This is a genomic window from Lentisphaera araneosa HTCC2155 (genome assembly GCF_000170755.1).
In the GTDB taxonomy this organism is placed as follows: Bacteria; Verrucomicrobiota; Lentisphaeria; order Lentisphaerales; family Lentisphaeraceae; genus Lentisphaera; species Lentisphaera araneosa.
In genome coordinates this window covers 128856-155145 of the sequence record NZ_ABCK01000001.1, presented here as the reverse complement: position 1 = coordinate 155145, position 26290 = coordinate 128856, and the positions used below count along the sequence as shown (strand labels likewise).

17 protein-coding genes are annotated in these 26290 nt (G+C 38.9%); 8 read left to right on the top strand and 9 right to left on the bottom strand.

Annotation, left to right across the window (positions count from 1 at the left end; all coding sequences use genetic code 11):
- The first annotated feature begins 319 nt into the window (after window positions 1-319).
- On the top strand, window positions 320-7768 hold the full coding sequence (locus LNTAR_RS27685) for a glutamate synthase-related protein (RefSeq protein WP_007276642.1): 7449 nt from the start codon (window positions 320-322) through the stop codon (window positions 7766-7768).
- Between the two features lie 318 nt (window positions 7769-8086).
- Here the strand turns inward: LNTAR_RS27685 and LNTAR_RS00525 are convergent, their stop codons facing one another.
- On the bottom strand, window positions 8087-9049 hold the full coding sequence (locus LNTAR_RS00525) for an ROK family protein (RefSeq protein WP_007276641.1): 963 nt from the start codon (window positions 9047-9049) through the stop codon (window positions 8087-8089).
- Between the two features lie 277 nt (window positions 9050-9326).
- Between LNTAR_RS00525 and LNTAR_RS00520 the strand changes: the two genes are divergently transcribed.
- Window positions 9327-9818 carry a hypothetical protein gene (locus LNTAR_RS00520; RefSeq protein WP_007276640.1) on the top strand — a complete coding sequence of 164 codons (492 nt, stop codon included), beginning with the start codon at window positions 9327-9329 and terminating at the stop codon, window positions 9816-9818.
- Window positions 9819-9822: 4 nt separating this feature from the next.
- Here LNTAR_RS00520 and eboE read toward each other — a convergent pair whose 3' ends face one another.
- From eboE to LNTAR_RS00485, 7 genes are all read right to left on the bottom strand, one after another.
- Window positions 9823-10923, bottom strand: a complete 1101-nt coding sequence (eboE, locus tag LNTAR_RS00515; protein WP_007276639.1) for a metabolite traffic protein EboE — start codon at window positions 10921-10923, stop codon at window positions 9823-9825.
- The gene (locus LNTAR_RS00510; protein WP_007276638.1) at window positions 10914-12068 is read right to left on the bottom strand and encodes a 3-dehydroquinate synthase; all 1155 of its coding nucleotides are present in this window, start codon (window positions 12066-12068) and stop codon (window positions 10914-10916) included. The genes eboE and LNTAR_RS00510 overlap by 10 nt, the downstream gene beginning before the upstream one ends.
- 242 nt (window positions 12069-12310) lie before the next feature.
- A complete protein-coding gene (locus LNTAR_RS24745; RefSeq protein WP_007276637.1) occupies window positions 12311-13234 on the bottom strand; it encodes a UbiA family prenyltransferase in 924 nt (307 codons plus the stop codon).
- Window positions 13204-13899 carry a TIGR01621 family pseudouridine synthase gene (locus tag LNTAR_RS00500; protein ID WP_007276636.1) on the bottom strand — a complete coding sequence of 232 codons (696 nt, stop codon included), beginning with the start codon at window positions 13897-13899 and terminating at the stop codon, window positions 13204-13206. Before LNTAR_RS00500 ends, LNTAR_RS24745 begins: the two co-directional genes overlap by 31 nt.
- Window positions 13892-14740, bottom strand: coding sequence for a PHP domain-containing protein (locus tag LNTAR_RS00495; RefSeq protein ID WP_007276635.1), 849 nt, complete (start codon window positions 14738-14740; stop codon window positions 13892-13894). The genes LNTAR_RS00500 and LNTAR_RS00495 overlap by 8 nt, the downstream gene beginning before the upstream one ends.
- Window positions 14741-15286 carry a hypothetical protein gene (locus tag LNTAR_RS00490; RefSeq protein WP_007276634.1) on the bottom strand — a complete coding sequence of 182 codons (546 nt, stop codon included), beginning with the start codon at window positions 15284-15286 and terminating at the stop codon, window positions 14741-14743.
- Between the two features lie 4 nt (window positions 15287-15290).
- Complete coding sequence (locus tag LNTAR_RS00485; RefSeq protein ID WP_007276633.1) at window positions 15291-15944, bottom strand: 2-hydroxychromene-2-carboxylate isomerase; 654 nt, start codon at window positions 15942-15944, stop codon at window positions 15291-15293.
- A gap of 288 nt (window positions 15945-16232) precedes the next feature.
- On the opposite strand from LNTAR_RS00485, the gene LNTAR_RS00480 reads away from it, so the two are divergent.
- Genes LNTAR_RS00480 through LNTAR_RS00470 form a run of 3 tightly spaced genes read left to right on the top strand, consistent with a single transcriptional unit; the run spans window position 16233 to window position 21028 of the window.
- Window positions 16233-18359 carry a polysaccharide biosynthesis tyrosine autokinase gene (locus tag LNTAR_RS00480; RefSeq protein WP_007276632.1) on the top strand — a complete coding sequence of 709 codons (2127 nt, stop codon included), beginning with the start codon at window positions 16233-16235 and terminating at the stop codon, window positions 18357-18359.
- A 15-nt stretch (window positions 18360-18374) separates the two neighbouring features.
- Complete coding sequence (locus LNTAR_RS00475; protein WP_007276631.1) at window positions 18375-19202, top strand: undecaprenyl-diphosphate phosphatase; 828 nt, start codon at window positions 18375-18377, stop codon at window positions 19200-19202.
- Window positions 19199-21028 carry an O-antigen ligase family protein gene (locus LNTAR_RS00470; RefSeq protein WP_007276630.1) on the top strand — a complete coding sequence of 610 codons (1830 nt, stop codon included), beginning with the start codon at window positions 19199-19201 and terminating at the stop codon, window positions 21026-21028. Before LNTAR_RS00475 ends, LNTAR_RS00470 begins: the two co-directional genes overlap by 4 nt.
- 2 nt (window positions 21029-21030) lie before the next feature.
- On the opposite strand, the gene LNTAR_RS00465 is transcribed toward LNTAR_RS00470, so the two are convergent.
- Window positions 21031-22062: a LacI family DNA-binding transcriptional regulator gene (locus tag LNTAR_RS00465; protein ID WP_007276629.1), complete on the bottom strand. Its 1032-nt coding sequence runs from the start codon at window positions 22060-22062 to the stop codon at window positions 21031-21033.
- Window positions 22063-22242: 180 nt separating this feature from the next.
- Between LNTAR_RS00465 and xylA the strand changes: the two genes are divergently transcribed.
- The 3 genes from xylA to LNTAR_RS00450 all read left to right on the top strand — a co-directional run bounded on the left by xylA (window position 22243) and on the right by LNTAR_RS00450 (window position 26230).
- Window positions 22243-23553, top strand: a complete 1311-nt coding sequence (gene xylA, locus LNTAR_RS00460; RefSeq protein WP_007276628.1) for a xylose isomerase — start codon at window positions 22243-22245, stop codon at window positions 23551-23553.
- A 3-nt stretch (window positions 23554-23556) separates the two neighbouring features.
- Entirely contained in the window at window positions 23557-25065 is a 1509-nt protein-coding gene (locus tag LNTAR_RS00455) for a xylulokinase (RefSeq protein ID WP_007276627.1), read from the top strand.
- A gap of 136 nt (window positions 25066-25201) precedes the next feature.
- Window positions 25202-26230 (top strand): serine/threonine-protein kinase, encoded by a 1029-nt coding sequence (locus LNTAR_RS00450; protein ID WP_007276626.1) that lies wholly within the window; start codon window positions 25202-25204, stop codon window positions 26228-26230.
- Window positions 26231-26290: the final 60 nt, after the last annotated feature.

Genomic DNA, 26290 nt, shown 5'->3' with positions numbered 1-26290 from the left:
ATGTAAGTATTATTTAATTTATTACATAAACGTAATTAATATCCTATTTGGTACATTTTTCAAAATAACTATTTTGTAAAACACGACAATTCACAAGTGCCAAAAACAGACTTTTGTCATAAATTTAAACTACTTGTATTCAATGTTTTACATATATAATAAATCATTTTATATGTATTTTTCACAAAAAAACGATTCCAACAATATTGTAATATTTATTTCCATTGACCTATTGGATTTATAAAATTTAATCAAACCTTTATATAAAAACTAAAGGTGGGTCTGTCTTGTACAGATAAAATCTCGTAAGGTCTATAGAATGATAAAAAATAAATTATTGTATGATGCCGACAAGTATCATGACAACTGTGGTGTCGGATTTATAACTCGCAAAGATGGTCTACAAAGCCATGATGTTTTACTCAAGGGACATGAAGCCCTATGTGTTATCCCTCACCGTGGCGGCATGAGTGCCGAAGGTATCGGTGATGGCGCAGGTGTCAATATTGATTTATCTCTGAAGTTTTTCCAGAAAGTTCTTGAGGACGACAAGATTCAACTAGGTGAATTTGGCGTCGGTAACTTCTTCTTTCCTGAAGACCATAGTCAAGATAACAAAGCTCGAGAAATCATTGAAACTGTTTTTGATAAATATAAAATCACTATTCTCAAATGGCGTGACGTACCGGTCAATATTAAAGCTCTCAACGAAGCTTCTGCAAAAGCCCAATTACCGATCTATCAAATCATTTTTGCCAAACCAGAATCATGCAAGACACAAAACGATTTCGAAAACCTCATTAATGACGCTCTAACAGAAATCGAATCTGCAGGTTACTCTGACTCAGCGCTCAATGGCTTTTACCCCATGTCTTTGAGTTCAAAAACAATCGTCTATAAAGGTCGCCTTAACTCAGGCGAAGTCGTTCCCTACTTCAAAGATCTTTCTGATTTAGATATGGAAATTCGCGTTTTCCTTTTCCACACACGTTTCTCCACCAACACGGCTCCAGCAACTTTCATGGCTCAGCCCTTTCGTCGCATGGCGCACAACGGCGAACTAAATACAGATAAGAAAAACCGTCTATCTGAAGATGCGATTGCCAAGCAAAAAAATAAGAAAGTCATCTTCCCCAAAGGTCAATCTGACTCAGCTCGACTTGACCAAACTCTCCAACGTCGAGTCATCGAAGATGAAATGGATATCGCCACTGCGGTGCTCGCAATGATGCCTCCTGCATGGGAAAACAAACAAGATATTGACCCGCTCATTCGCGACATGTACGAATATTTCTCCTTATATGAAGAGAAGAATGATGGTCCCGCAGCCCTGCTCTTTTCCGACGGCACAAAAGTTGGTGCTCGCCTCGACCGCTTAGGCTTACGTCCCCTCCGCTCTATTGAAACGACTGAATACGTTTGCGTCATGTCTGAAGCTGGCCAAATTGATTTCCCCCCAGAGGAAGTTGTCACTCGCGGGCGTATTGAAGCTGGTGGCATGTTGTATTTTGACCACGAAACAGGCGAATCATACACCACAGAAACTATTGAAAAAAGTCTTGCGAAAAAAGCAGATTATAAAGTACTTTTAGAAAAGAAAAAATTAGCTCTCGAAGACCTTCCTAAAGTAGAACTACCCGAACAAAATAGTGAACTCGACACTTATGAACGTGCTGTAGCTTACGGCATGAATCAAGAATCCTTCCGCTTTTTACTTGATCCAATGATCCAAGGTGCAGCAGAAAAAATCTCTGCCATGGGTTATGGCGTTTCACTCAATGTACTCAATGCTGACGAAGGCGGCATGTCGCGTTATTTCTCACAACGCTTTGCTCAAGTTACTAATCCGCCATTGGATTCCATTCGTGAAAAAGATGGTATGACTTTACGTGTTTCCCTCGGCGCAAAACCTAACTTTTCTGAATCTGACTCCAAGCAAATCGTCATTCAAAACCCCTACTTGACTCTTGCTGAACTGAGTTCGGTTCGCGCCCAAAAAGATCTGACAACTTGCACTGTAGATATTCTTTATACTCCTTCAAAAGATAAAGAAGAAAATGAGAGCAAGCTCAATTCTGCTCTCGAGCAAATCTGCAAAGAAGTCGAAGTCGCTGCAAGAGCAAAGAATGGCATTATTATTCTTTCTGATAAGAATATCTCCAAATCAAAAGCTGCTATCCCACTCTTGCTTGCGATTGCCGCAAGTAATCAGCACCTTATTGAGCAAGGCTTGCGTTTTAATTCTTCACTCATTGCCGAAACGGGACAAATTGCTTCATCTCATGATGTCGCTACTGCACTCGGTTTTGGTTCATCAGCTATTTGCCCGCTCACTATTGAAGATCGTGCTCAAAGCTTAATGCCTAATGAAGTTGATAAAGCGCTCTCTAACTACAGAAAAGCTATCGCAAAATCTCTCATGAAAATCATGGGTAAATTTGGTCTCTGCACGGCTGAATCTTACATCGGCGGCGAAATTTTCGAATCGAACTACTTAAATACAGAAGACCCTCAACTTAAGAAACACTTCCCTAATATTACTTCGCCAGTCGGTGGTGTAGGCTACGCAGAAATTGCGGCCTCCGCAAGTGAATGGCACTTCAAAGCTTTTGGCATCAAAGATGAAAACGATATTCCTCACTTAGGCTTATTCAAAGAACGCCAAGGTGGCGCAGGTCACTCATTTGGTTTAGTGGCAGTACGAGAGTACATCAACATGACTGAAGAAGAAGTTCTTTATTCAATCGACGAAGAACTCGAAGATATTTTTGAACGTTTCGAACTCAAAGAAGTTTTCCCTAATGCTCTTGCTGATCTCAAGAAAATTTACAAAAGAATTGGCAAAGATATCATGCACGAAAGTGACTTGATTGCAGCTTTATCAGACATTTTTGCGGATGCCGAATTATCGATGCACCAAGCGGCTATGCGTTCCATCGCAAGCGTTCTTGATCGCAACCTCATTCGCGACACTGAAATTGCCGATTCTGAGGACTACACTTCCGATATTGATGAATTCTTGACCGAAGCGCCACACCCCGAAGATGATCCTTTGGGCCACCTCACTTACAAAAAGTATGGTGAGCGTCAAAGAACTCCTGAAGAAATTGACTCACATCGCATCACTCAAGCCTATCGTCAATTCGCAGGAAACGTTTATACTGAACGTAAAGTTCGCCCTGCTGCTCTACGTGATATCATGTATTTCCCTGCAGACATCAACAAAGCGAAAGATGCTGTAAAGTTCAAAGCTATCCTTAACAAACAGGCCCTAAAAGGTAACAACTGTTTTAAAATAAAAGGCTTAAGCGTAAAACCAGTCAAGGACAATACTTTTAAGCTTACCATGTCCTTAAGTAGTGACGAACGTGTCCAATGGCTAAAAGAATACTTTGAAGAGCGTTTTGGCTCACTTATTCAGGCTAAGGTTCAAGATTCTTCTGTAACTATTCAAACTTCTGATGAAGATATCTTGTTCTATTTAAATAATATCCGTACAGCGAAAGACTCGATTGATAAATCACTCGTTCAAGATGCCCACAAAGTGACGGCTACTTTCTCATCTGCCGCCATGTCTCATGGAGCACTCGTTGCCGAAGCGCACGAAGCTGTATCACAGGGTGCCAATATTGCTGGCGCACTCTCCAACTCCGGTGAAGGTGGCGAAAAACGCGTACGTTACAACACAATTAAAGCGAGTTCCATTAAGCAAGTTGCCTCTGGGCGTTTCGGCGTTTGGGCTGGTTATTTTGCCGACCCTTACTTAGAGCAAGTAGAGATTAAAATTGCGCAGGGCGCAAAACCAGGTGAAGGCGGTCAACTTCCTTCGTTCAAAGTCACTGTAATGATTGCCTCTAGCCGTGGTGGTACCCCCAAAATTGAACTCGTTTCTCCACCTCCTCACCACGATACTTACTCAATCGAGGACTTGGGACAACTCATCCACGACTGTAAAGCTTCACGTGCCAAAGTGATTGTTAAACTCGTATCCTCTGAGGGAATTGGTACGATTGCCGTTGGTGTAGCTAAAGCGGGCGCCGATGTCATTAACGTGGCCGGTAATACTGGTGGTACAGGCGCCGCTGCGGTAACCTCACTTAAAAACACGGGTCGCTCTGCTGAACTCGGGATTGCTGAAGTTCACCAAGCACTCGCCCTCAACGGTCTTCGCGACAAAGTTATTTTACGTTCATCAAATGCTCACCAAACGGGCATTGATGTCATCAAATCTGCGATCCTTGGTGCTGATTCCTTCGAATTCGGCACTTCAGCACTGATGATGCTCAAATGTGTTATGGCTAAAAACTGTAACATCAAGTGTCCTGCAGGTATCACAACTAACCCTGAATTATTCACAGGTGATGCTCGTGCTCTTGCTCAATACTTCCTCAATGTCGCTCAAGAAGTTCGTGAGCTCTTAGCGTACCTTGGTCACAAGAGTATTGATGAGGTTCGCGGTAAAACTGAATTACTTCACCTCGTCAATCACGATAAAATCATTGGACAACTCAACTTTAAAGCTCTTTTAGCAGAAGTTGATGAAGTTAAAATTGAAGATCCTATTTACTTAGAAGCTGACTTCTCTATTGATGACAAGATTTTAGGTAAAGTTGAAAAAGAGCTCCTCTATGGCAAAGAGACTAAACTCCTCCTTAAAGGCGCTGAATACAAACTCAACAATCGTCATAAATCTGTTGGTGGTCAACTCTCTGTAGATATTGAACGCATTGTTAATCACCGTTTTAAAGATAGTGATTTTAATAGTTCGATAGCTGTTATTCAAAACGATACTGGCAGACGTTACCTCGCTCCTGAAAGTCTGACGATTCAAACCAACGGTTCTGCAGGTCAGTCCTATGGTGCTCTACTCAATAACGGTATGCTACTCCAACACTTCGGAACCTGTAATGATGGCGTGGGTAAACTTCAATCTGGCGGTATCATCACAGTGAAATCACCTGGTGGGGGTTCTTCACTAGCGGGTGAAAACGTGCTCATCGGCAACTTCGCCCTCTTCGGCGCCACTGGTGGTCGCTGTTATATCAATGGTGAAGCTGGTGACCGTTTTGCTGTTCGTAACTCAGGTGCCATGGCCGTAGTGGAAGGCGTCGGTGATTTCTTCTGTGAATACATGACTTCTGGCACAATCCTCAACTTGGGTACATTTGGTAAAGGATGGGGCAACGGTATGTCTGGTGGTAATGCCTACCAGTACGATCCAGACAACAAACTTCCCGTATTTTACAATCAAGACTCTGTCATCATCAAGAAATTTGACGGGAGCAAGGACTCTGAAGTTCATGCAAAAATTGTTCATTACCTACTTCAAGAACAAGTTAAATATAACCAATCTGAAATTGCTGAAAAGATCCTAAATAAATGGGAAGAAGAAAAAGCTAACTTCTACTACGCTATTCCTTTAGCCTTATTTGAGACTCAAACTTGGGAATGTTTGCTTAAAAATTCTTCTCGTAAAGAAATGCTCGAGGAACTCGCAAGCAACTATACTCATATTCAGATTGAGCAAATCAAAGATGCATACAAAAATGAGACTCGCCTCTTTAATGGTCAAACACCTGCTTTGGGCGACACTAATACGGCTTTAATTTTCCGTCTAATCTCTCGTTATTCTATTTTCTGTAAAGCGTCGACGATCACATTAGATAAGATGAACAAATTTGAGCTCGCACTCAAAGACGAAACCTTAGCGAAGTACATCAAAAATATTATCTTTACAGAAGATAAAGGGCTCATGGAGTTGCTGCTTAAAGTTTCTCGTGATGTTCTCTCGAAGTTTGATGATGAACTTCTTGCGAAAAGTTTAGCTGACAAGCGCGTGTACGATTATAAGAAAGCCCTTTACTTACGTGATGTCTTAGAAAACAACTCCCTTGGTTCCTACGCTTGGATCATGGAACAAGATCTCAAGAACCAAGAAGCCATCGCAGCTCGCATGACTTTCCTCAAAGGTTTTGCGGCACAAGTATCACTTGCTTTGGTAAAAGATGCGCTTAATAAAGAAACGGGCCTACCACTCATCCCAGAAAACGTCCCCTTTAGTGAAGGTCAATTAAAGTGGCTTAATGGTTATTTCAATGGCCTCAGTTTTGGTGTGGCGAGTTCTGAAGATTCTTCCCCTAAAGGTAAAGAGCTTAATATCCTCTTTGGTACGCAAACAGGTAATTCGGAATCATTAGCCAATGATTGTGCGGCTCTAGCAGCGAACTTTGGCATGCTAGCTCAAGTTCATGATATGGGCAATATTTCTGCAGACGATCTAAAAGTAATGGAACGTGTCCTAATCATCACATCTACTTATGGTGAAGGTGAGCAACCTGATAATGCTCAAGCACTTTACACGGCCATGACTTCGGCTGATGCACCTTCTCTTGAAGGTATGTTCTTCTCCATCTGCTCATTAGGCGACAGCTCTTACGACCTCTTCTGTGAAGCGGGCAAACAGTGGGATGAAGTTCTAGAGAAACAAGGTGCTCTTCGTGCTTTTAAACGCGTTGACTGTGATGTTGATTTTGAAGATCCATTTGAAGAGTGGGCTTGCGAATCTCTTCCAGCACTATCGGCTCTTGGTGATCAATCTGCTGGCGATGTAGCCGGCGGCCCCAATGTGGCGACTAAAAAGGATGATAATGCATTTGGCAAGAAAAAGCCCTTCCCTGCTAAACTTCTCAAGAAAGTCACTTTAACCTCTGATGAATCGAGCAAAGAAGTCGTTCACTATGAAATTAGCCTAGATGGTTCTGATTATGACTACAAAGCTGGCGATGCCTTAAATGTGATCCCAGTAAACGAGGAATCTTTAGTCGACGACATTATTGAAGTGCTTGCTGAGGATCCTGAAAAAATCCTTGACCTTGGTAAAGATGGTAAAGTTAGCTTCCGTGACGCCCTTCTTCATAAATTCGAAATTAAGACCCCCACAAAAGATCTTATTAATAAAGTGGCTCAAAATTCACAAGATAAAGAATTATTAAGCCTTGTGGAAGATAAAGATGCTTTAAGTAATTTCCTTTGGGGACGTGACCTCATCGATTTCTTAGCTCACTATGAACACGGTCTTGAGGCTCAAAGCTTTATTCCGCTCTTAAAGAAGCTTCAAGCACGCGCTTACTCAATCTCTTCGAGTCCAAAGAAACACCCTGGTGAAGTTCACTTAACCGTGGGTAGCGTTCGCTATAGCAGTCACGGCCGTACTCGTCATGGTGTTGCATCAACTTTCCTTGCAGATCGCGTTGTTGAAAATGAAACAGACATCCTCTGCTACATGCATGCCAATAAAGCTTTTGCTGTACCAGAAAATGATGGTTTACCAATGATTATGGTTGGTCCTGGAACGGGCATTGCTCCCTTCCGCGCTTTCTTAGAAGAGCGTGAGATGCGCCAAGCAAATGGTAAAAACTGGCTCTTCTTTGGTGATAGAAATGAAGCGAATGACTTCTTCTATAAGGAGCAACTCAAAGATTTACAAGACAATAACTACCTAGAGAAGCTCTCCCTAGCCTTCTCGCGTGACCAAGAAGAAAAAATCTATGTCCAAGATCGCATGCGCGAAAATGGTGCTGAACTTTTCCAGTGGCTTGAAGAAGGCGGTTACTTCTTTGTTTGTGGTGATGCTTACAGAATGGCTAAAGACGTGGATCAAGCCCTTCATGATGTAATTGCAGAGCACGGTAAGATGTCAGATGATGAGGCCATTGCTTATGTGGATAAAATGAAAGCAGATAAACGTTACGTCAGAGACGTTTACTAATTCGACTTATCTAAAGTAACAAAGGCCTTTGCGGTGATCGCAAAGGCCTTTTTTTTATTATTTTTTATCTCCTCCTAGAAAAAACGTACTCACTTGGACTTGGATAAATATCTTGCAGAAATATATCTTTGTGAAAAGCAAATGAGAGTAAATGAAGAAAAACGTATTTCCCAGCAGAATATTCTTCCTTAGTACAGTGATATGGTTTTTTGCATTTTCTTCTGCTCAAGGTCAACTAAGTAAAACCTATCTTATTATCGCTTTAATCCATCTACTTTTATGGATCTTGTTTACTTGGTATAATCTAAGGCATAAAAACTAGCGAACTAATTCAGCTGCAAGTTGCGCTGAGCCTTTAATAACGGCATCATCACCTAATTCAGCTGCTAAGACTTTGACTTTTTCTCCATTAACTCCCATGGCTTTTTCTCGCATTACTTTAGTAGAGATTTTCAAAAAGGGCTCAGGAAGTGCTTCTATTAATCCCCCTCCTAAAATAATCGCTTCTGGATTAAATGAATTAACTAAATTTGACATGCCCACACCTAAATAACGCGCCGCATAATCTACAATAGCCTGTACATCCTCATCACCACTATTGTAGGCTCGTGCTATTAAACCACTCTTCACTTTTTTTAGATTGCCTTTTGCTTCATCGATCACTAAAGGCACCCTCCCTCTAACGGCAAAAGATAATATTTGTTGGGAAAGAGCCGTACGACTCGATATCGCTTCTAAGCACCCACGCTGGCCACATCCGCAGAGGGGCCCATCAGGTTGAACGATAATATGCCCAAACTCTCCTGCACCACCGCGACTCCCTCTAATTAACTTACCATCAATGACAATCGCACCTCCGACTCCTGTTCCTGGAGAAAGCGCTAAGACATTTTCCATTCCTCTTGCGGCCCCAAAATGAAGCTCACCATATAAGCCTGCATTGACGTCATTCTCAATGTGCACTGGAATATTAAAGTCTTGAGAAAGCTTCTCTTGTAATGGGAAATTCTTAAAGCCTAAATTAGGCGTATCATAGACCAAACCTGTCTTTGGCTCGACTAAGCCCGGTGCACAACCACCAATTGCCGATAAGTCAGACACATCTATACCAGCTTCATCACAGGCATCTTTAATGACCGCACATATCACTTTATATACTGACTTAACACCTAAGTCAGCATTGGCCTTCATTTTTACTCGCGAGAGTATGTTAAAATCATTATCTAGAACGGCTGCAAGTACTTTTGTACCACCTAAGTCAAAGCCTAAAATCTTTTTCATGATAGTTACCTAATCATTGGGTTAATTAATCAGTCACTAGAGTTTAAATTAAAAGAGGAACTTTCACCAGTCTCAATCCAAATAATTTGGATAAGAAATAGTACTTTTGTCAAAAAAATAATATTTAACATAAATTTTCAATTAAGAAAAAAGCACTCTAAGTACAAATCTTTTTTGCTAATGATTTTTTAACAAAAAAACCTCTTGCTTTTAGATTTATTTTGTCATTCATTAAATTACTAAGGCGCAGGTTTGGTAATTAAAAAAGGACAGGTAAATGAAAACACAAACATCAAGATACTCAGATTTTATCAAGAACCATAATCACACTGACATATACATTTTCCCAAGGTACATGAGTCAATACAAAACAACTCTGAGGACTTGGACACTCTTTTCATCTTCTAAAAAACTTTCCGAATTCTTTGATATGCAAGTCATTATGAATCAACACATAAATGCTTGTATTGAAACGTCCGAAGATAACATCATCATCTCAGATCTTGGTTTTATTCACCCTAGACGTTTACTCAACTCCACAGTTATTGGAAGAAGTCATAAAGAATTCTTATACATCGACCACGCTGATAATGATAGCATATGGATTTTATTCACCGAAAATATGAGCGTACAAAAAGTGGCTAAGAATTTTGATGATTGGATTTCTAATTCACAAACCGAGAGTAGCTATGTCCAGGAACTTCTCCAATCACTCGACAATTGTACTTCTGGGACAAAAAAGCGCGTCAAAAGAAAACAGTTTAGTTAAACTGCTATAATCTCTCTTTCACCCACATTAACTCTTGGCTTATTGAATCGCTAACGCTTTCGGACGCGTTGGGAAGAACAAAGTAAGTATAGGTTTCCGTTTCAAAGTGACGACAATGCTTTTGAGCCAAAGCAAAAAAGCTCCTTGATAAATCTTTGTTCGTCGATTGAAGTACCCCATTCCCTGTAAAATGTAATGGAATATGAAAATGGCAACGCCATTCACCCGCATCACCATTCAATAGAGCCTCGGGAAGGTCTTTATAAAATGTCACAAGTCCTTCACTATCTTTTACTCTTGTCTGATGTAAATAAACTGGCTCTGCAAAAGGTCTTAAAATTTCTTTATCACTATCACTACCACACATAATCACCGGGGCTGCCGAAATTTGAACTTTGGAAACTTTCACAGCCGCATTGACATATTTTTCTAAATTCTCTATTGGATCTTCGTATTGTAAAGCTGAATGACAGGTATCCAAGCAGACACCCAAATACTCCATCTCACCCTTTGTTAATTGCGAACGAAGTTCTTCAAAAAAACGAAGTGCTTCATCGCAGGTCTCTAAGTAACAATCGGGTTCGGGCTCAAAAGCCAATTCAATTTTCACTCCAGTCCTGCTTTCTAAAGCCTGTAAATACTGACTGCATTGACGAATAGTATCAACTGCCTCTAGTGGTAGTTCTTTGCCGAAAGTCACAGGAACAGTACTCATCGTCCCATATTCATCAGGACAAAGTTTAGCTAAAATTTCAGCGGCCTTACAAGTATAATCTAAACGTTTCTGATCACCCCAATCAGGGTAATAAACTTTTTCTTTAACGGGGCTTTCATGGAAATTTCCATAGGGAAAGATATTTAAAGTGAATACATAAAAATCAAACTTTGTTAACTGAACTTGAAGTGATTTGAGTTTCTCTTCGTCTTGTAACTCATCCGCAACCTGTGCACTAAGCCATAGGCCCAGGCCCATAGGCTGTTTTTCACTTACTTGGGATTTTATTGATTGACATTCATTTGCGAGAACCGCAAAAATCTTCTCTAAATCATCTAGAGCAAAAACATTGAGGCAAAAGGATAAGTGTTGCCCAGAACTTATTTGCATACGCCCGCGAGTTCTTTTAATTGAATTAATGCCTCGCGAACTATCTCTGGAGAAAGCTCATGGATGTCTGTCATTTTACCAATCCGAGTTGGCATAGGAATCGTGAGTTCTCCACCCAAATGTTCTTTAAATTCAGTTAAGCCTCTGACGACGGCAAGTTCACCTTTGGAGTTCCTTTGCTCTAAAGCAGGATGCCAAATGGCATAACCCGTCTTTTGGAAAGTTCCGATAACATCTAAACTCGTTTTTAATTCAACCATACCCAACATCGAAGCAATTAACATATCTACACAGATACCAATCGCTACCGCTTCTCCATGAGAGAGCGCATGATCAGTTAAAGCTTCGAGTTTATGTGCTGACCAATGACCAAAATCTAAAGGTCGTGATGAGCCTTTTTCAAAGGGGTCACCATTTTGACATATGTGATCCATATGTAATTTTGCCGAGCGTTTGATCAAATTCTCAATAACGAGTGGGTCACCAGATTTAATACCCTCGGTATTATTTTTTAAGTAGTCAAAAAAGTGTTCGTCCTTTATCAAAGCGACCTTAAATGCTTCTGCGATTCCCGCTAAACGATCGCGTTCACTCAAAGAACTGATAAATAGAGAATCATTTATGACTGCCGTGGCAGGTGCAAAGGTTCCCAATAAGTTTTTAGAACCCAAAAAGTTCACGGCATTTTTTACGCCAACTCCTGAGTCATCTTGGGCTAAAATTGTGGTCGGTATTCTTATTTGTCTCACACCTCTATGAAAAATAGCGGCCGCAAAACCCACTGCATCTAATACAGCGCCACCACCAATGATCACCACATAGGAGTGGCGACATATTCCACCTTCCAGCATTGCTGAAATCAATTTTTCAACAACACTGAAATCATTTTTAATTTTCTCGCCGCCAGGTACGACATGAATCGGAAGGCTTGGATTAATGTTCTGAGGATGTTCCTCACACCAATGCTGAATATCCTGTTTGAGTGTCGGAAAGGATTTGTGGACGTTTTCATCTATGAAAAACATGGCTTTTGCACCCGAATCACCAAAGACTTCGGTCAATGTTTCATTATCTGAACTAAACACATTATGAGTGAAGTGCACTTCATATGTATAATCGACTTGGAAACTCTGTTTATATTTCATAGTAAAACTCTTTAATTTTTGTACTCAATTAATTGTATGCCGAAATCTCTAATAATCTATTATAAACTTAATCGGCTATTTATTAAGCAAGTGTTTTATGGTTATATTTATTCAAATATGTATAATTTGCTCTTTATTACTTCTAATTATATACACATAACATTATGTGTTTTTTAGACAGTCATATAGGATAATCTCGGCAACTTTTTGTTGTTTTACGCCAAAATAGAACAATCTGTATACTAACTCATTGTTATCTTTTTTGCCAAACGGACACATAGGGGTAGGCTCAACATCAGTATGAGACATAGGTACCAATACTGAGGAGCTACACACAAAGCTAAACAAAATTGTAGAGGTATTAAGTTACGAATAAGCTTACCTATATAAGGCGGTATTTTAGCTACGGGCAACAAGTTATTCAAATCTTTAACGATATTGTAAGTGGTCGCTATCAAGAAGAGCCCAGCAATCACTCCTAACCATGCAAAATTTGTATAGACACATAAATAAGCGACTGTCACTCCTACAATTATTAGCGGAAACTTACACCAAAATGGTTTCGGAAGACTTTTAGTTTCATTATGAGCAATGACGCAAACACCGTAAATGTACGCACCTTCACAAAAGGCAACTAATAGAGCCGTAAAGTTTATATCACTAATCGCGACCGCACCTAAGAGAATATTTAATGATCGGCAGGCTCCCATACTGAAAAAACCCAACTGAGGAACTTTTCGGCTGGGACCATCATAGAGGTAAATAACCACTACAAGAATAAGAGAAATAACGAATACGCTTTGACTGTGAAAATAACTTAAAAGAAGCGCAATCGCAAAAAAGCTTGCAACAGCAAGTTTTGCGGTATCTATAGTAATTCGCTTAGATGGAAGAACTCGATGTGGGCGAGCTTGCTTATCTTCATCATAATCCATAATATCATTGAGAATCATTCCTCCTGCATACAGAAGAAGTGAAATGAGCAAGACATATAAATAACTGCTTAAACTTAAAGTCGCTATACTGGAGACCGCACACATGCCCAGTAAAATATCCCCTGGTACAGTAAATAGATTTGGAAAGCGAACAAGTTCGGCCCAATCCTTCAAAATATTCTTCTTCATCCAACTCTCTCTTATTTCTTTACAGGCCAATTCAAATCCCATGGCTTAAGATACTGCTCCTCTAAAACTTTTAAAAAAGTTTCATCGGAAAAATATGTTCCCATATGAGGTTTTAGTGTAAATTGATACTCGCGTTCCTTTAGGGTGAACCGAATTACGTAGGCATGTAAGTAACACCTTTCTTCATGACCTTTAATCAGGCCTGGATAATAATTAGGGTCGCCACATATGGGTGCACCTATCGCTTTCATCGCCACTCTTAATTGATGTGTTTTGCCTGTCCTTGGTCTAAGTAGATAGACTCTTTTCCCTTGCCCTATTGAGTAACTAAAGAATTGCGTCACTGCTGGGTTCTTGCGAGACTCGCAAAGCTTCCAACCTCCGCGCCGAGATTTCTCCATATCCCCAATGACCCATCCTTGCTTTTTTTTGGGCTTCCTATCGGATATCGCTAGGTAAAACTTTTCTATTTTTTGGGCTTCGAATAATTGATTTAATTCTTGACAGCTTTGCAGATTTCTAGCCATCAACAATAAGCCACTGGTTACTTTATCTAAGCGATGAACTGGGTAAAGTTCCCCATAATGTTCCTTAAGTTGATGAAAGAGCCCCTCTTCTCCAGATTCACTATGGAAATTTTCTCCAGGCTTTTTATTGACGAGTATAAAGTCTTCAAATTCTTCAATCACTTCGGGAAGATTATTCAACTAACCACTCCATCTCATCCCAAATGCGCGTTAATCTCTTGGGGATTTGCTGGTACTCCCCTGCCTTTACCCATTTAGATGACGGATCGTGAAAATCTGAACCACCAGAAACCATAAGACCAAATTTTGAACAAAGCTGAGATAAGCGTTGCACGACTCCTAAAGCCTGCGGTCCACTCGAAACTTCAGCTCCATCACCCCCTGCATCGCGAAATTGACGAAATAAGCCTCGCAAGCCAGGCAATGAATAACCGTAGCGTCCTGGATGAGCCAAGACCGCTTTACCGTTTGCTTTATGAATGGTCTCTATAGTCTTTTGAATTCCTGGCCAAGGACACTTTACATATGCCGCACCACCCTTGAGTAAATAACGACGAAAAGCTTCTCCTTTATCCTCAGCATATCCTTTGCTTACAAGTGCTTCAGCAAAGTGAGTTCTTCCGGGTGATTGACCGTCACTAAATTCGCCTAACTCTTCGCGTATATTGATGTTGAAATGTTCCAAGCGACTTAAAATCTTCTCAACTCTATCGCGCCTTAATCGACGATTGTTATCTAAAAAAGACTGGAGATCTTCGTTATCTAAATCTATATCTAGGCCAAGTATATGAAGCGATTTGTCATTAAAATCACTCGAAACCTCAACACCAGGTATAAATTGCAGACCTAATTTCTTTGCATGATCAGCCGCTTCTTTGCAACCGGCTGTCGTATCATGATCTGTTAAAGAAAATAATTTAACTCCCTGCTGACTCATTAACTCTGTAAGCTCAACTGGCGTCAATTTGCCATCCGAGATATTTGAATGGCAATGTAAATCTACTGGTTGTTTTAAATTCAACTAAGCAGGTCCGATAACAAAATTACATTCCGTAGCAATGATATCCTGAAGTTGGCTGAAATGAGCCATGAATTCATCGTCGCTTCTCAAAGCTTTATTCAGTCGTGCAAGATCTCCTTGGGGAGCATTAGGACAGTAAAAAGAAAAGGAAAAACCTGTTTTTACAATTCTTTTATTCTCAATATTGAGAATCTCGTGCTCACCTAATAAGTATGAGATACCATCAATACTCAGTCCCTCTTGATGAGCCACATCGTCAAAATCATCCGCAACAGACTTTAACAACTCATCACCTAACCAGTCTAACAAACCCACATTTGAGTGTTTATACAAGGCTAATAATTCTCTTAATTGCTTTTCTTCGACCTCAAAATCCATATAGGTATCATCATCGCTTTTGAGTAATCCATTATAAAACACCGCCTCTTTGTTGCCGGCATAATCGTAGGCCTCATTCATCGTCAACAAAAAGTTCATCAGCTTAGCTTCTGGCACCCAGTTGCTGTCCTGCGCATATATATAGAGAGCGCAATCTTCGTAATCCATGACCTTACATTCCCGAGTTAATATTTAACATTCTTTCATACGCTTCAAAGCTATAAAAATCAGGTCGCTTGATATAATCTTCAATCAATTCAAATCTATCTGATCCCCAAATATTCATTTCATCATCAATTCGAAAAGTAGGTACACCGAAAACCTTGAGTTCTAGAGCACGACTCGTTGCCTGCTTGAGTAACGGCCTTCCTTTATTCTCTTTGATAAAATTATAAACATCCTTCCATTCATCTTTCATAAGCCCCAATTCACAGAGAACGGCTTCGATCCCTTCATCTGTACTAATATCTTTTCCTTCAGACCAACAAGCGCGATTCAATTTAATCGCTACTTCATACCTTTCTGCTTGGTCTTCAATACAAGTGATAAATCGCAATGCGGGTAAAGTATTAAATGGATGTGCTGGTGGCCCAAGTAATTGAACGCCCTGCCTTTGAGCCTGCATACAGCAATCGCGTAAAGCTTCTCCTCTTTTTGCTTCCACTCCTGCAGGGCCAGGATTGCCTGTCATTTGTAAAATTGACCCTAAAGCGACGGGAGTTAAAATGACATCATGTTCATCCTTTAAACTCGATCTATCTAGGAGCTCCAATGCTAAAAATGAATAGGGAGAAATAATATCATAGAAAACTTCTATTTCACTCATCAATTGATTCCTTAATTAAATTTTTCTGAAGATTTCAGCTATGATTAAAAAGTCAAGCTTAAAGAGATTTTATACTCATGACAAATAATTAATCATATATGTTAAAAAATCTTCGTTCTGCCACTCAACTAGAATAAATTTTTTTCAATAAAATTAAGACTTTTAGTGATTTAATATTCAGTAATTAACATTTACAGCATTACATTATGCTTATCGTGTAATCTGAGGGTACTAATAATACACTGTGTGTATTAATTATGAGCTCTATTTCATTGTGGGAGAGCCAATATGAATCAACAAATTAATGAAAATGAATTTTCTCAGGATATTGAATTCCTTCAATATCTAAAAGTTCTACTTCATTATTGGTGGATAATAAGTCCTATATCCCTAATCGGCGCTGGTGCCATGATGGCATATAGTATGACTTTACCCAAGAAATACCGCGCTGAATGTCGTTTCGAAATCTTTGAAAATCAAGCTATTCAAGTTGCAGAAAGAATCAAAGATGACTATTGGGAAGAGGACCCGATGGAAAAGCATATGCTTATGCTTAGAAGCTCAAAACTAAATACCCCAATTAGAAACTCTGTATTGGAAAAATTCCCTAAACTTAAACAAATTAACTTAACATCATTCCAACTAAATCTAAACCCAGTGAAAGGTGCTCAGTATGATTTAATAGATATATCTGTAGATTCCCATAATAAAGAAGCTTCTCTTGAATACCTCAAACAATTGATTCCTGCATATGAAAACCTTAGGGTGAACACCAACAGTGGCGAGGTTGAAGCAAGCAGAGAACAGCTAGAACAAAAAATTCAATCATTGGATAAACAAATTGATGATGTTGAAAAAGAAATTATTGAATTTAAAACTCGTCATAATTTTGTTTTTGTTTCAACAAAAACTGAATTTGATCAAAAATATATCTCTAACTTACTTGAAAAAGCCAATAAAAATCAATTCATACTAGATATTCTAAAACCTGAACTTATAAGATTAGACAAAGAAACGTCGCTAGCATCTGAAGTGTTTGACCAGATAATAGAAATAGTAGGACACGGCAACAACCGTCTATCAATAGGGCAAACAGGACTCGAGCAAGATATTCAACAATGGAAGGACCATAAATTATCAAGATTCAGAATTGAAGCTCAACTTAAAATCATGTTAAAGAAATATAAATTGTCTCACCCAAAAGTTATAGCTGTTACTGATGAATTGGAGATCATTGAAGTTGAACAAGAAGTATTTAGAAAAAACATACTAAGTGGACTTAGAGGAAAAGTAAAAACACTAGAGGCTCAAAACAGAAATTATCTATTACGTGCTGACCGAATAGAGGATACTTTTGGGCAAAATGCTAATGTCATTTCAACCCTGGAAGGTTTTGTTAATAAACAACAAAGACTAAATGATTTAAGAGCTAGTTTACACGAAACCTTAGTTTCTATATCTAGTAGTGGCGGAGATAAATATTTTACACGCATGCTACGAGAGCCTTTTCTATATGATGGTCCAGTTTCACCCCAACAATCTAAATATATAATTAAAGGATTTGTTGTTTGTTTTGGAATCAGTTCAGCCTTAATATTATTTAACTTCTTCTTAAAAATAAAACGATATAATTTCTCTCGCATTTCTCGTGAAAACCACCTACCTTGCCTTGCAACAATCCCTCACTTCCCTGCTAAGTTCGCAAAGCAAAATCCTTTCTTTTTAAATGAAATTTCTAAAAGTTCCGTATTGGCTGAATCATATCGAAGTTTACGTTTGTTCATGGATAAAAATATGGATGGAAAAATAGTTCTATTTACTTCCTCCGGTCCAAGCGAAGGTAAAACTTGCACTTCATTAAACACCGCATTATGCAGTTCTTGGACTGACAAGAAAGTACTATTAATAGATGGTGATTTTAGACGTGTAACACTTAGAAAAATATTCCCCAATAAATCTAAAGAAGGCTTAATGGATTACTTAAAAAATGACACTATGAATATTGAAAAATATATTATCAAAAAACCTGTAGGTGATTTGGATTACTTACCCGCAGGCACATCGGATGAATATGTTACTGAGCTTATTGATGGTAAAAAAATCAAAGAACTCTTCTCTGAGTTAAAAAACAAATATGACCTAATTATTATTGATTCAGCTCCCGCTATTCGCGTTATCGATACAGTTCATCTTGCTGAAGTAGCCGACTCAACTGTCATTGTTGTTCGCGCAGGAAAAACTTTAGCACCAAATGTTTCTGCAACTGTAAAACGACTGCCTAAGGAAAAGCTATTAGGATTTGTTGTCAATGGTTTCAGAAGCCAAGATACTAAATACACCGGAACAGTGCACTCACCCAATGGCTACGGTTACACGTATGGCTATAAAGGCTATAACTATAAAAAAGAATATTAAAAACAAAAACAAAATATGAACGATTTTATCAATATGCTTATCATTGGCCTTGTTCAAGGTCTAACAGAATTTCTTCCAGTTTCAAGTTCAGGTCATTTAGTTATTTTTGGTGACATACTAGGACTTAAAAAAGACGGAATTGCTTTAGAAGTCTTTGTGCATTTTGGCACACTACTTGCAGTATGCTCATGCTTCTACAAAGACATACTCTTACTATTGAAAGAGTTACCAAACCTTCCAAAACATTGGGCTAAAAAAATGCCTAATAAAACAGAAAAAGAACAATATCGCTCCTTAAATATTTATATACTAATCTCAATGGTCCCTGCACTAATTATAGGTCTTTTCTTCAAAGATTATTTAGAGAAATTCTACCATAACTTGTACGTAGTTTTTACATGTTTAATAATCACAGGTTTCATACTTCTTTCTTTAAAATGGTCTAAAAAAAGACCTAAAAAAGATTTCATGACAAGTAAAGACAGCCTACTTATTGGTATAGGGCAAGCCTTTGCTATCTTACCCGGGATTTCTCGTTCAGGCACAACTATCTCTCTTGCGGAGGCTTTAGGTATCAAATCTGAACTCGCAGCTAAATTTTCTTTTTTAATGTCTATCCCAGTTATTGCGGGTATTACTATTCTAGAAATCAAAGATTTATTAAGCGAGAACATTAAACAAACTGAAATAATAAATTATTTGGTTGCTATGATGAGTGCCGCAATTTCTGGCTACTTTGCTATAAAGTTTTTAATGGCTCTCATAAGAAAGCAGAAAATGGAACTTTTTGCTTACTACTGTTTTTTTGTTGCAATACTAGGCTTAATACTGCACGCTAAATGATTTCTTTATCAGTCATCATAGCAGTACTCTTGATGATTCATTTATGTGGCGGTGGGTTAATCATAGAGAGCTTATTTATTAGTTCTTTTGCCTTGAATTCCACAGCTTTATACCATAATTACATAAACTTCAAAGAAAAACGCCTTTGTCATTTACCTTTAGCTATTACTTCTGGTTTATCATTAATTTTAATAAGTCTATTTTTCTTACCTCTTTTCAATTTTAACGAGGCAGTGGCCATATACTATTATTCTACTGAAAGCCTTTTGACAGAAGGAAGTCAGTTAGCATTTTTCAAAATGCTAGAATATAATTTTTCAAATACACTTAACCTCAACAATTCTTTAAGCATTTTCATACTTGTCACCAACCTTTTCCCTATAGTTTACCTCTGCGCAAACCTTAAACATCGCCATAAACTATATTTAAGTTATGCAATTGTTAGCATGACCATCATTAACGTATTTGCCGTTTTATATCAACAAGAAATCAGAAACACAGGCGGTTTTATTTGGTGGGCATGGGATAGTCAAACAGGTAAAAGTTTTGGATCTTTTGTTAACCCAAATCATTTTGGAGCTTATTGTGCAGCTATACTAGGCCTGCCGATTTGCCATTTCTTCAAAAGTTTAGAAAGGAAAAAATACAAATATCTACTTCTTTCTTTAATAACAAGCGCTCTTTTAATTTTTGGGATAATGTTATCGTCTTCAATGGGAGCTTGTTTATTAGGCGTCATTTCCATAGTCACATCTTATTTATTTACTTTTAAACGAAAAGATTCAGGACCTTTAAAGACTTTTTTTATTTTATTTATTGTTCTAATTTTTTCTACATTAACACCTTTGAAACTCGAAGATGAAATAAATACTAGAGATTTGAATCAAGATATACGTTACAAACTCTTTGCTACAGTACCAAATATAGTCAAAGAGTTCCCCATCGGTACTGGACCAGGTTCCTATCGCAATATCTCTCCATCATATACTGGACATATATATAGTAATGGAGTGTTTCACCATTCTGAAAACACTTATTTTCACATTTTACAGGAATTTGGCATTCCCTTTTTTATTCTACTTATCTTTTTAAATGGAATTTACCTTAATAAAGTAATAGACAACGTACGAAAGAAAAAAGTTAGTAAGTACATAGCGTCCTTCTGCTCTACAGGCCTCATTGTATTTATCTGTCACGCTAGTTACGACTACGGTTTTCACATCCCGATATATGCTTTTCATATTGCCATTTTTTATGGCTTAATGCTTTACAAAGGTCAAATCTATAGAAAACACTATCACTCTAAAAAATTATTATATCTTTCTAAATGTTTTTTATTTACTCCTGTCATACTTATAGTAAGTACAGTTTATATTTGGATTAATTTGGGAGATGAACTAAAAAATAGAAATACTGTGATTGAGAGTTCACAATTATCCGCAGATGATTTAAGTAAAAGAATATCTAAATCTCCTGTGGTCTGGCATCAATGGTATTTTCTAGGCTTAAAAGTATTGGAAGAAGAACCTGAAGACTTCTTCCGTATGGATTTTGCAGAAAAATGTTTCAGGAAAGCAGCTCACTATGCCCCCATCAATAAAGATTGTTGGTACACTTTATTTATGATTAGAGATCAGCTTGGTCGTGACGACGACGCTCAAAAAGCCTATGGATTTTACTATAAATTACTCACAGACAAGGAAAAACACCAGCATAAATCTGAAGCTATGGATGTCCTTCAACTTACCGCAGAAGAATATGAGAGAATCCGTTCTCTAGAACATGCCCCAATTGATTTCGAGATTTCTGCTGTGAGAGAAATATAAACTTATAGCTTGGGGTCAACCAGAATAGTTTCGGTACCTAACTCACTATCACCCAAACGCTCCAACAACCTCTCCGCTGCTCGTACACCAATTTTTTTTGATTGGATATCAATTGACTGTGGCCTTGGATAGAGACCTTCAAGGTAGGGTTTTTCTTGGTTACAAGAAATGATTTTATAGTCTTTGGGGTCATAGCCCTGACTTCTTAATTCTCTGTAAAAAATTGCCGTAACTGAATCCGAAGGTAAGAAGACTGCTTTAGCCCTATTTTTATCTGATAAAAACCGATCAATCATTTTCTTGAACTTTAAGCGATCCACATCTTGTTCAGCTGATTCCGGGGCAGCTGATAAATCTTTGTCCAAATACATATCAACTTTTCCACCTGCTTCTTGAATCAACTTCAAAAACTCTTGGCCACGAATATTAAACTCAGGGTGGTTCGGCGAAGGATCAAAGAAAGCACAATGTTTTACGCCACTTGCTAGAAAATTTTTAGCGGCGAGTTCCGCTACTTTTTTATTATCAGGCATAATTTGATCATAGGACATCTCTATCTCATTACTCAAACAATAGACATACACTAAAGGCATGTTCTCAAAATATTCTTTGAATGAGTCCTTAGGAAATTCACCTGTAACAATCATTCCATCTATACTTCGTCTATCAAGTATATCTGGTATTTGCTTTTGATCTTGAACAGGAACTAAGACAGTTGATATATCGTTTGATGCTAAATGACTACGAATACCATGAAGTGTTTTACCAATGACTGGGTTATTAGCAAAACTCTCTTCCATGCCGAGAAGTACTAAAGCTATTTGTCCTGTATGAATTCCTGTGTGAGCTCGACTTCTTCTTCCTCTTTTTCGTAGTGAGGGGACTGCTGTGTAACCTAAATCTTTAATGACTTTTTGAACTTTTTCGGCTGTTTTGGGTAAGACGCGTGGGTGATTATTAATGACTCGTGAAACTGTCATGGCAGAAACCCCAGCTACTTTTGCCACATCCTGTAAACTTACTTTTTGACTCATATTATTGCTACCATTTAATTTTATTTAACATAATTAATAAACTCAAAACTGTTTTACAAGTCACTATTTAACATAGTTAACATAAATAATTTAACATGATTTTTATCATCTGGTGTTGATTTCCTAAATTCTATGTATTATTGTGAATCAGTTAACAATATGTAAACAAAGGAAAAAACTATGAAAACTTACTTCCCCAATATCGAAAAAATTCAATTCGAAGGCACCTCTAGCCATAACCCGCTCGCCTTCCGCTACTACGACGAAAATAGAGTCGTTGCCGGTAAAACTATGAAAGAGCACCTCCGTTTTGCTGTTTGTTACTGGCATACTTTTTGCGGAACTGGTGCCGACCCCTTCGGCCCTGGGCCACAACAACTCCCATGGCTAAATAACTCTAACCCTATGGAACAAGCCTATGAAAAAATGGACGCGGCCTTTGAATTCTTCACAAAGCTTGGTGTTCCTTACTACTGCTTCCATGACCGTGACATGGCTCCAGAAGGTAATTCTGTCGAGGAATCAGAAGCAAACCTTTGGGATTTAGTGAAACGCGCTAAAGATAAACAAGATGAAAGTGGTGTAAAGCTTCTTTGGGGTACAGCTAACCTCTTCTCTAACCCACGTTACATGAATGGCGGAGCTACTAACCCTAATTTTGATGTTGTATGTTATGGCGCCTCACAAGTAAAAGCAGCCATTGACGCAACTAAGTTCCTCGGTGGCGAAAACTATGTATTCTGGGGTGGCCGTGAAGGTTATGATTCACTTCTTAACACAAACATGAAACGTGAAAAAGCTCACTTTGCAGAATTCTTACGCCAATGCGTTAACTATGCTAAAGAAATTGATTTCACTGGCCAATTCCTTATTGAGCCAAAACCAATGGAGCCGACTAAACACCAGTATGACGTTGATTCAGCAACAGTTATTGGCTTCCTTCGTGAACATGGCTTAGAAGATCATTTCAAAATTAATCATGAACCTAACCATGGCACTCTCGCAGGTCACGACCCTGCTCATGATATCCAAGTAGCTTCTGATGCAGGCATGCTCGGTTCAATCGATGCTAACCGTGGCGATCACCAAAATGGCTGGGACACTGACCAGTTCCCAACTAATCTTGATGGTGCAGTAGACATCATGAGAATCGTTCTTGAACAGGGTGGCCTTGCTCCAGGCGGCTTAAACTTTGATGCAAAAACACGTCGTAATTCAACCGATTTAGAAGACATTTTCTATGGTCACGTTGGAGCAATGGATGCATTCGCAAGAGCACTTGTCATTGCAGAGGAAATGAATGCTGGTGATATCCCAAAAATGAAACAAGCTCGTTACACTTCATTTGATTCAGGAAAAGGTTCTGAATTCGAAGCGGGCAAACTCAGCCTAACTGACCTTCGTAATTTAGCTGCAAGCAATGGTGAGCCTAAGCAAATTTCTGGTCAACAAGAGCTCTACGAAAACATCTACAATATTCACCTCGGATAAACGATGATTTGTCTCGGTCTTGATTTAAGTACACAAAGCCTCTCTGCAGTACTCATCGATAGTGCTGCAGGAAAAATAATCCATGAGGAATCTATAAATTTTGCTGAAAGCTTTCCAGAATTTGAAACTGAGAATGGCTTTATTAGAGGCAAGAACCAAGAGTTCTACTCTTATCCTCAGCTCTATTTAGTGGCGATAGATAAAATGATGTTGGCTCTAGAAGCCTATGCTCCTAAAATTGAAACCATTTCAATTTCTGGCCATCAACATGCCTCTGTCTACCTCAAGGATAATTTCACTCAAATCTTGACCGAGTTAAAAGCTTCTGACGAACTTAGCAAAAGCCTCACGCCAAGCTTCAGCCGCCCTATCGTTCCTATCTGGATGGATAACTCGACCAGTGAAGAATGTAAAGAAATGCAAAATAACTTAAAAGGCTCCGTTACGGAACTTTCAGGTTCTTTGTACTGCGAACGCTTCACAGCTTCTCAGATCAGAAAGTTCTACAAAAACTCCCCAGAAGCCTACAAGGACACAAAACACATCCATTTAGCAAGTTCTTTCTGCGCTTCTATTTTTGCAGGTAAATCAGTCTCTATTGACACCTCAGATGGCGCTGGCATGAACTTAATGAATTTATCTACGGGTCAATGGGATCAAGATTTACTTGATGCCTGTGCTCCCGATCTCAAAGACAAACTCCCCTCTCTTGCCCCTGCAGCAAGTGTGGCGGGCAAAGTCTCCCCTTACTTTGTTGATAAATATTCACTCAATGCTAATTGCGACATTTGTTTATCGTCAGGCGATAACCCTAACAGTCTTATTGGTTGTGGTGCCACAGATCCAGGGACAGTAGTTATCAGCATGGGCACATCGGATACTTTCTTTGGTGCAATTGGTAATGAAGCTATAGATACGAAAGGTGTTGGACACATTTTTGGCAATCCTGCTGGCGGCTACATGAGTCTCATTTGTTTTAGAAATGGTTCGCTTAGCCGAGAAGCAGCCTTAAAAGCTACTGGTTTAGACTGGCAAGAAGGCGAAAACTTAATTGCCGAAAACACTCCATGTTTAGAAGAAAACTACCTCCCTTTTATCGTTGATGAAATGTACCCACATTGCCCCGCTCAAATTGATTCAGATAAACTGGCTGAATTCACAGCGACAAAGGCTTTAGTAGGACTCATTGAAAGTCAGATTTTAAACCTTCGTTATTATGCCAACAAGCACGCAAAATCTATTAGCACGATCCGCTTGACTGGCGGTGCTTCGCAAAACACGGCTATCGCTCAAATGATTGCTGATGTTTTCCAAGCTAAAGTCGAAAGAATTGAAATCAGTAACTCTGCCGCCTTAGGCGCCGCCATGCGGGCCGCCAACGCTTCTTCAAAGCAAGCATGGTCCGAACTAAACAGTATGTTTACCGCTGCAAAGTCTCAACTCTTACCTAATGAAGCTAACAAAGAAGCTTACGAACAAAAACTTGTTAAATACGGCCAACTTTTAAAGTAAATCTAAATAAAACAGTCAATGCTCATCAATACTTTTATGAGTATTGATGACACTCTATTTTTCCTTTGTCCCTTGAAAATAAGTCTATTTTGATGCAAAATCATTATTATAGATAACCTTTTTAAATGGCCATTTCATGGATTATAAATTTTACTGTCACGTCTGTGGACTTAAACTCTCAATTAACGAACATTTACGTGGCGCTGAAATCACCTGCCCAAAATGCAAATGTGATTTTCATGCACCAGCGCCCGATTACGCAACGGGTACTTATATCGGCGACTTTAAAATAGATGCGCTGATTGGCTCGGGAAGTACTGCTGAGGTTTATTCTGCTAAACATGAACTGATGAACCGAATTAGTGCCATTAAGATTATTCGTCATGATAAGCTTGATCATGAAGAGCATCAGCGCTTCCGCCGTGAAATAGAATTACTATCCAGTTACCGCCACCCAAACTTCATCCATGTATTTTACGCTGGAAAATTTAATAATGACTATTACTTAGCCATGGATATGATCACAGGAAAAACCTGTAAAAACCTCATCCAAGTTGGTGGACCTCTCGAGGTTTCCGAATCTTTGACTTATTGTTTACAAATTGCTTCTGCTATGCAGTATGCCTGGGCAGAAAACTTGCTTATCCATCGTGATATCAAGCCATCCAATATCCTCATTGATCCAACTGCTAAACAAGCTTTCTTAACTGATCTCGGCATTGCGAAGTGCTTGGAAGAACCTAGTGATATAACCCAAAAGGACATGATTTTAGGATCCCCACATTTTATGAGTCCCGAGCAAGCAGCAGGAAAAGAGCTTGACCACCGTTGCGACATCTACGCACTCGGTGCGACACTCTATCATTGCCTTAGTGGCGTTCCACCTTATGATGATTATAAGGCCATGGAAGTCTTAGTAAAAAAACTCGAAGCTGACGCCATCCCCATCGGACAAATTCAACCAGGTCTGCCCTCTAGTGTTCGTAAAGCCGTTCACAAAATCATGGCTTACGATATTGATGAACGCCCTCAGACTTGGTCAGAGGTGATTAAATTACTTCAAACGACCTTAAGTAGCGTTGAAAACATGAACATACGTCCAAGTTTCAATAAGAAGTTCACAAAAACGGCAACAATGAGAATTGATACTTTTTCATCACTTTAAGTATTAAAGTGATTTTATGTTCCTCTCAATGGTGATAAATTCAGCGCCAATTAGAAAAAG

What these genes read in the sequence shown, in the direction of transcription:
- LNTAR_RS00480 (WP_007276632.1), top strand. Translation starts at nt 16,233, where the DNA reads ATGAATCAACAAATTAATGAAAATGAATTTTCTCAGGATATTGAATTC.
- LNTAR_RS00470 (WP_007276630.1), top strand. Translation starts at nt 19,199, where the DNA reads ATGATTTCTTTATCAGTCATCATAGCAGTACTCTTGATGATTCATTTA.
- LNTAR_RS00510 (WP_007276638.1), bottom strand. Translation starts at nt 12,068, where the DNA reads ATGAAATATAAACAGAGTTTCCAAGTCGATTATACATATGAAGTGCAC.
- xylA (WP_007276628.1), top strand. Translation starts at nt 22,243, where the DNA reads ATGAAAACTTACTTCCCCAATATCGAAAAAATTCAATTCGAAGGCACC.
- LNTAR_RS00455 (WP_007276627.1), top strand. Translation starts at nt 23,557, where the DNA reads ATGATTTGTCTCGGTCTTGATTTAAGTACACAAAGCCTCTCTGCAGTA.
- LNTAR_RS00475 (WP_007276631.1), top strand. Translation starts at nt 18,375, where the DNA reads ATGAACGATTTTATCAATATGCTTATCATTGGCCTTGTTCAAGGTCTA.
- LNTAR_RS00450 (WP_007276626.1), top strand. Translation starts at nt 25,202, where the DNA reads ATGGATTATAAATTTTACTGTCACGTCTGTGGACTTAAACTCTCAATT.
- LNTAR_RS00525 (WP_007276641.1), bottom strand. Translation starts at nt 9,049, where the DNA reads ATGAAAAAGATTTTAGGCTTTGACTTAGGTGGTACAAAAGTACTTGCA.
- eboE (WP_007276639.1), bottom strand. Translation starts at nt 10,923, where the DNA reads ATGCAAATAAGTTCTGGGCAACACTTATCCTTTTGCCTCAATGTTTTT.
- LNTAR_RS24745 (WP_007276637.1), bottom strand. Translation starts at nt 13,234, where the DNA reads ATGGGATTTGAATTGGCCTGTAAAGAAATAAGAGAGAGTTGGATGAAG.
- LNTAR_RS00490 (WP_007276634.1), bottom strand. Translation starts at nt 15,286, where the DNA reads ATGGATTACGAAGATTGCGCTCTCTATATATATGCGCAGGACAGCAAC.
- LNTAR_RS00485 (WP_007276633.1), bottom strand. Translation starts at nt 15,944, where the DNA reads ATGAGTGAAATAGAAGTTTTCTATGATATTATTTCTCCCTATTCATTT.
- LNTAR_RS00520 (WP_007276640.1), top strand. Translation starts at nt 9,327, where the DNA reads ATGAAAACACAAACATCAAGATACTCAGATTTTATCAAGAACCATAAT.
- LNTAR_RS27685 (WP_007276642.1), top strand. Translation starts at nt 320, where the DNA reads ATGATAAAAAATAAATTATTGTATGATGCCGACAAGTATCATGACAAC.
- LNTAR_RS00465 (WP_007276629.1), bottom strand. Translation starts at nt 22,062, where the DNA reads ATGAGTCAAAAAGTAAGTTTACAGGATGTGGCAAAAGTAGCTGGGGTT.